Source organism: Methylocaldum sp., assembly GCF_039794385.1.
Taxonomy (GTDB): Bacteria; Pseudomonadota; Gammaproteobacteria; order Methylococcales; family Methylococcaceae; genus Methylocaldum.
Map to the genome: position 1 here is coordinate 1 of NZ_JBDIVO010000285.1, position 5,853 is coordinate 5,853.

Sequence of the window (5,853 nt, forward strand, 5' to 3'; positions counted from 1 at the left end):
GTATAAAGAGGGCCCTCGATGTATTCTTCGAGCAGGATGGCCTGGCCGGGCTGAGATTTCCAGAGCGCTCGGCAGTGCCGTTCCAGCTCGCTCGCATTCCGCACCAGACCGACCTCGAGGCTCGCCACCCCGTCGCGCGGCTTGGCCACGCACGGGAAAGGGGCGTCGGACATGCGGCGTGCCAAACCTTCCTCGTCCCATACCACGGCATGCCAAAGCGGATCGATGCCTTTCAATCTCAGAGCGCACCGCATCTCCGCCTTGTTCTTGGCCCGATAAGCGACCCGCCAGTCTTTGCCGGGCAGGCCGAAATATTCCGCCGCGATCGCGGTGCTGGTCTGTAAATGGTCGCTATTGGAAAAGATCGCCGCCGGTTTTTTTCCGCGCCGCGTGATCGCCTCGATCACGGCGATGGGATTGAAGACATCGCAGGCGACCACGGCATCCGGATAGGCCGGCAGCTCGCCTCCTCCGAAATGCTGCCGATGCGCTTCGGCTTGGTCGGTCAGAAGCACGACCGGTAGACCCAAGGCGCGTGCCGCAGGTAAAAAGCCTTCGTTCACCGAGTCCGTTGGGACATGGGCTAGCAGAATCAATTCAGACATGGATGTTCCCTTTTTTCCAAAAAATTAAAGATCGAGCTGCAGGCTGAGCATGACGGAGCGCCCTGGCCCCGGCACTCGGCCAAGGCTGGTGTCCACGCCACGGAAGTAGTAGTTCTCGTTGAACAGGTTATTGGCTGCCAGCCCAGCCCGAAGGTTAGTCCCGTCGATACGGAAATCCTTCGTCACCTGAGCGTTCCAGACCCAATAGGACGGAATCTCGCCCCGGCTGCCCGTGGCGTCCTCCCGCTCGGTGTTGGCGGCATCGGTGAAGGCGGAACTGAGATACAAGCCATTCACGTTGAAGTTGTAGGTACCGATTCGGTAGTTGCCCTGCAGGGTGAATTGATGCGTGGAACTGAAGGGCACCCGGTTGCCTTTGAAGGCGACCTGGGTGGCTCCGCTGAACACGTTGTTGAGCTGCTCCGTATCCACGTAGGTGTAGCCCGCCTTGAGATCCAGCCCCGGCAGAAGCGAGGGGGTCCAGCCTAATTCCGTTTCGTAACCCTGGTGACGGGTTTTGCCGAGATTGCGGAATTTCGTGGTGCCGTTCTCCACGACGGCGACGATCTGGTTTTCGAAATCGAATTGGAAAAAGGTGAAAGCGGCCGAAAGCTCCGGCAGCGGCGTTAAACGCATGCCCGCTTCGTAGTTCCAGGCTTCTTCCACCCCCGTATCACCCTCGAGGGTAATTTGGGTGAACTGAACCGGCTGCAAGGATTTGTGCAGGTTGCCGAACAGGAAAACCTTGTCGGGCCAAAGATGAAACCCCACATCAAGGCCCGGCAGAAGCTCGTCGTTTCGGCTGCCGGCCTCGGTTCCGTTAAGCCGGTTGTGGCTGGTTTGATCAATCCACTCCACGCGCAGCCCCGGCGTGGCGCTCAGACGTTGGTTCCAGACGCTTAGCGTATCGCTGGCGTATAGCGCGACGGCATCAGTGGTAAATTGGAAATCCTGGGCACGATTGACTCGACCGGTGCTCAGACGGCGCCGATCCACCGCTTGATCGACCTCCTCGCTGACGTAACGTCCGCCCAGGGTGAACTTGTGATCCAGCCAACCGGTAGTCGCCCCCACGGTCAATCGAGGCTCGGTACCATAGGCGGTGAACGTGCGCGGACTGGTTTGCACGCCGTTGGACACCCTGGACGGATCGAGACTGCACGAAGTCGCGGTGCTGTTCAATAGGCAGCCGACGGTAAACTCGCGGTCGCTGGTATGGGCGAAGTTGCTCCAATTGAATTCGGCCGGCGCGCCGAAAAAATCGAAATTTTGGTTATAGATCAGGTGCCCTCGCACGGTGTGGCCCTGGAACTTATCAAACGGCCGCTGCGACTGGAAGCGGTCGTCACGATAGGCCTCGGGCGACAAGCCTCCGGGCAGTTCCGTGTCGGTGTTGTAGTATTGCAAACGGGCTTTGATAGAAGCGTTGTCCGTGAGGAACCAATTGGCGTCCGCGATCAGGTTCTCGACTTCGGTGTCGGAATGGGACCGAAAGGAATCGCCTAACACGGTGTTCGCCTGGAACTGCAAGCCCAGCCTGTCGTTCACAAATCCGCCGACCCGAAAATAGCTGTCGGTGAGAACGTTTCCGGTTTCGCTGGAGATCGTCAGCGCTTCCTTCAGCGTGGTACTGAATGTTTCCGGGATCGGCTTGCTGACGAAGTTGATGACACCGCCGACGTTGTTGGGCCCGTAGCGCACCGCCACCCCGCCCCGCGCTACGTCGATGCTCTCCACCGTTTGCATGGTCAGGGGAAACATCGACAGTCCGGTCTGCCCGTAAGGTGCCAGCGCGATGGGTATGCCGTCGACCAGTACCAGCGTGCGCTGGCTGCGCCGGGGATCTAGGCCGCGCACACCGATATTCGGCAGAATACCGGTCCCGCTTTCATCCTGTACGCGGACACCCGGGACCAGCCTCAAGGCATCCTCGACGTTACGCATGCCGGCTTGGTGAAGCTCCCGTTCGGTAATCGCCGTGCGGGCGCCGGGATAGGTTTTGACCGAATCTTCCGTGGGGGCTCCCAGCCAATCGCCCGTAACTTTCACTTCTTCGAGCTCGGTGGTTTCCAAAGCCGCGATAGACCGATTCGAGTCCGCCTCCTGCCCTCCGGCTCCCTCATCGGCAACCCGTTTTTCGCCCTGGAGATCCTGATTGGATTCCTCGCTAAGCGCCGGGAGCGCAAAGGCGGCGAGCCCAGCGAGAATAACGGTGGTAATTTGGCAAGACCCACGCTGCATAAATAAAGCTCCTTTGTTGTTTTTGTAAGCCCGGCAGATCGCCTCATCCCGAGGATGAGGTTTCGTCGCTCTCTGCCGTATTAGTAATGTGAATGCGAACGATTCTCATGTCAATAAAATTTAAGAAAGCGGCATGCCAGACCCCGTTTGGGCGCCAGCGACGCCGTCTAATCCGTTGAAACCTTGAAACTCAGCGGCGTTAGCAGGATATGAACTGTGCTATGCTGGGCGGGTCATGCGCCCCGGACTTGATACATTGCGGCGACTGAATCCTAAACCGTATACTCCGACCAACAACTAGAAATGGAGCGATCTGTGGAAAAACCTTTTATCCTGCATATGTTCACCCCGGAAAAGAACCTCAGCCCGTTCGACGTTAACATGGCTTTGGACGCCGGCTGGATTTCCGCCATTCCGTACCTCCATATCGAACTGGGCGAAGTCACCGCCCTCGTGCAAGATGCGATTTTCTCCAGAAGTCCGAGCGGCGTGAAACGAACCGGCATTTTCATCGGCGGAAGAGATGTAAAGATGGCCATGGACATGCTCCGCACCGCTCAGAAGTCCATGGTTCCGCCCTTCGTGATCTCCGTGTTTGCAGACCCTAGCGGCGCCTTCACCACGGCCGCAGCCATGGTCGCCATGGTGGAGCGGGAACTGGAAAAGCGCCATCAAACCAACTTGCAGGGCAAGAATGTACTCGCTTTGGGAGGCACGGGTCCGGTCGGACAGATTGCCGCGGTGTTGGCCGCCAAGGCCGGAGCCAACGTAAAAATCATCGGCCGCCAGCTGGAAAGAGCCCAGAAGATCGCGGAACTATGCAATGCCGAATTCGGTAACGGTCAAACCGATATTCAAGGCGATGCAGACGCCAACAAACCGGAGCTGATCAAAACCGCCGATGTGGTATTTGCTACCGCCGCAGCCGGAATTGAAGTGCTGAGCGCGGAATTGGTCGCCTCTGCTCCGCAACTCAAAGTCGCCGCCGATGTCAATGCGGTTCCGCCGTCGGGAATCGCCGGTCTCGGCCCTCACCACAAGGGCACGGAAATTGAGGGTTCCCGTAGCGGCGCCGTCGGCGTTGGAGCCTTGGCTATCGGTAACGTGAAATACCAAACCCAGCACAAACTGCTGAATATAATGCGCTTTCAGTTGCGACAATCGGATAAGCCGGTTTTCCTAGATTATAACGATGCTTTCGAAGTGGCTCGGGAATACGCAAAGAAGCTTTAAAGCGTCAAAGCAGAAATTCATTAATATGCTATTTCTTACTATGGATTCAATGGCCACATACTGAGTGGCCATTATCCGGTTGGTAATTAATTATTCGACCATCCGATGGCTAGGGACAATTATCGGGTTCGAGGGTATTTAATTATCCATATAAAAACAATAGTTAACTGGATCAGCCAAGAGGAGCATAATAATGAATAATACCGCCGAAGCCATTAAAATCACGGATGCCGATAATGATCGATTGCTCAAGGAAATGGTGGACAAAAGCTATACACGATGCCGACTAACCGGGACCTTTATAGATGACTTTTATAATGCCTTTATCGCAACATCGCCCAGAATTGCGGAAAAATTTCGGAAAGCCGACTGGGAAGCTCAGAGGCGTTTGCTGGATCACGGCATCAGGCATTTGATTCTGTTTTTTCACGAGCCTAGCCCCGTCACGGCGGAAAAGATGATTCAGCTCGGTGAATCCCATTCCAGAAGCAGACTTAATATAGAACCTGATCTTTATGATTTTTGGGTTTCTGCCCTGATATCGACCGTCGCCGAAAGCGATCCAAAATTCAATCCCGAACTCGAAGCAGCCTGGAAAACGGTTGTCGAGCGCGGCATTGCCGTCATGAAATCCATGCATGACGACTAAGCTACCTAAGACCAAGTATCTTTATTACTGACGTAGAGAAACCAACACATGTCCAAACGCAGTGTTTTATACATGCTCGATCCGATGCCCCATAACAGCCCGTTCGATATCAACATGGCGGTCGATGCGGATTTCGACATGATTATTCCGCTCAACAACGTAAAGCTCGAGGAAATCAACGGCCTTACGCAAGACGCCATCTTTTCGCGCGGACCGGAAGGCGTAAAAAGAACGGGCATGTTTATCGGCGGACGCGATATCGGTTTGGCCGTGAGTATGTTGGAAGCTACCCAAAAGGCCATGGTGCCGCCCTTCCAGTTTTCCGTCCTGGCCGACCCCAGCGGAGGTTTTACCACGGCGGCGGCTTTAGTCGCAGTGGCTGAAAAACAACTCAAGGAGAAACACGGCATGGAGCTGAAAGGGTGCAATGCCGTGGTGTTCGGCGGCACCGGCCCGGTAGGCATAGCCACCGGGGTTATTGCCGCTTTGTGCGGAGCGGAAACGACGATCATCGATCACGCGTCGCTCGACAATGCACTGGAAAAGGCCGATACCTACGGGCGCCTGTTCCAAACTCGCCTGGAAGGCACATGTGCGGCATCCGAGGCCGACAAGGCCCACTTGCTTCACAAGGCGGATGTCGTGTTCTGCACGGCCAAGGCCGGAGTGCAGGTTCTAAAAGCCAGCGCCCTGGCGGAAGCGAACCAACTCAAGGTTGCGGCGGATGTGAACGCGGTTCCGCCATTGGGTATCGAGGGCGTCAAGCGGACCGATTTGGGCACTCCGCTCAAGCATGCAGTCAACTCTCCGGGTGCCGTCGGCATCGGTGCATTGGCGGTCGGCGATTACAAGTACAAGCTGCAACAGCATTTGCTCCGCTCGCTCCTGACCCAGGAAGAGCCCGTTTTTTACGATTTCCGCGAGGCATTCAAAATCGCCCGGACCATGGTCTGACGCGTCGGCTTCGCAGCTTTCCCGAAGTCGAGCAAACCGCCACAAGGGATGCCAATCGGCATCCCTTTTCTAAGCCGACATTCGAAAGTCATCGAAGCTTGTCCGACGTTCCTTTAGAGCGCGTTCATCTCGCTCATACGGCATAACGGGCTTGGCGGAAGTCGTTGGCGC

The 5,853-nt window shown here is 56.2% G+C and carries 5 protein-coding genes; 3 read left to right on the forward strand and 2 right to left on the reverse strand.

The window, feature by feature from the left end; all coding sequences use genetic code 11:
• A partial coding sequence (locus ABJK70_RS18725) for a hypothetical protein (RefSeq protein ID WP_347258751.1) occupies positions 1-605 on the reverse strand: 605 nt, incomplete at its 3' end.
• 24 nt (positions 606-629) lie between these two features.
• Positions 630-2,846, reverse strand: coding sequence for a TonB-dependent siderophore receptor (locus ABJK70_RS18730; RefSeq protein ID WP_210023825.1), 2,217 nt, complete (start codon positions 2,844-2,846; stop codon positions 630-632).
• A gap of 315 nt (positions 2,847-3,161) precedes the next feature.
• Here ABJK70_RS18730 and ABJK70_RS18735 point away from each other — a divergent pair, with 315 nt between their 5' ends.
• The 3 genes from ABJK70_RS18735 to ABJK70_RS18745 all read left to right on the forward strand — a co-directional run bounded on the left by ABJK70_RS18735 (position 3,162) and on the right by ABJK70_RS18745 (position 5,682).
• Positions 3,162-4,079, forward strand: a complete 918-nt coding sequence (locus ABJK70_RS18735) for an NADP-dependent methylenetetrahydromethanopterin/methylenetetrahydrofolate dehydrogenase (protein ID WP_077730404.1) — start codon at positions 3,162-3,164, stop codon at positions 4,077-4,079.
• Between the two features lie 193 nt (positions 4,080-4,272).
• Positions 4,273-4,728, forward strand: coding sequence for a globin (locus ABJK70_RS18740; RefSeq protein WP_077730403.1), 456 nt, complete (start codon positions 4,273-4,275; stop codon positions 4,726-4,728).
• Positions 4,729-4,776: 48 nt separating this feature from the next.
• A complete protein-coding gene (locus ABJK70_RS18745; protein WP_077730402.1) occupies positions 4,777-5,682 on the forward strand; it encodes an NAD(P)-dependent methylenetetrahydromethanopterin dehydrogenase in 906 nt (301 codons plus the stop codon).
• Positions 5,683-5,853 lie beyond the last annotated feature (171 nt).

Excerpts from the sequence above, each read along its gene's own strand:
- ABJK70_RS18730 (WP_210023825.1), bottom strand. The coding sequence starts at position 2,846 with ATGCAGCGTGGGTCTTGCCAAATTACCACCGTTATTCTCGCTGGGCTC.
- ABJK70_RS18740 (WP_077730403.1), top strand. The coding sequence starts at position 4,273 with ATGAATAATACCGCCGAAGCCATTAAAATCACGGATGCCGATAATGAT.
- ABJK70_RS18745 (WP_077730402.1), top strand. The coding sequence starts at position 4,777 with ATGTCCAAACGCAGTGTTTTATACATGCTCGATCCGATGCCCCATAAC.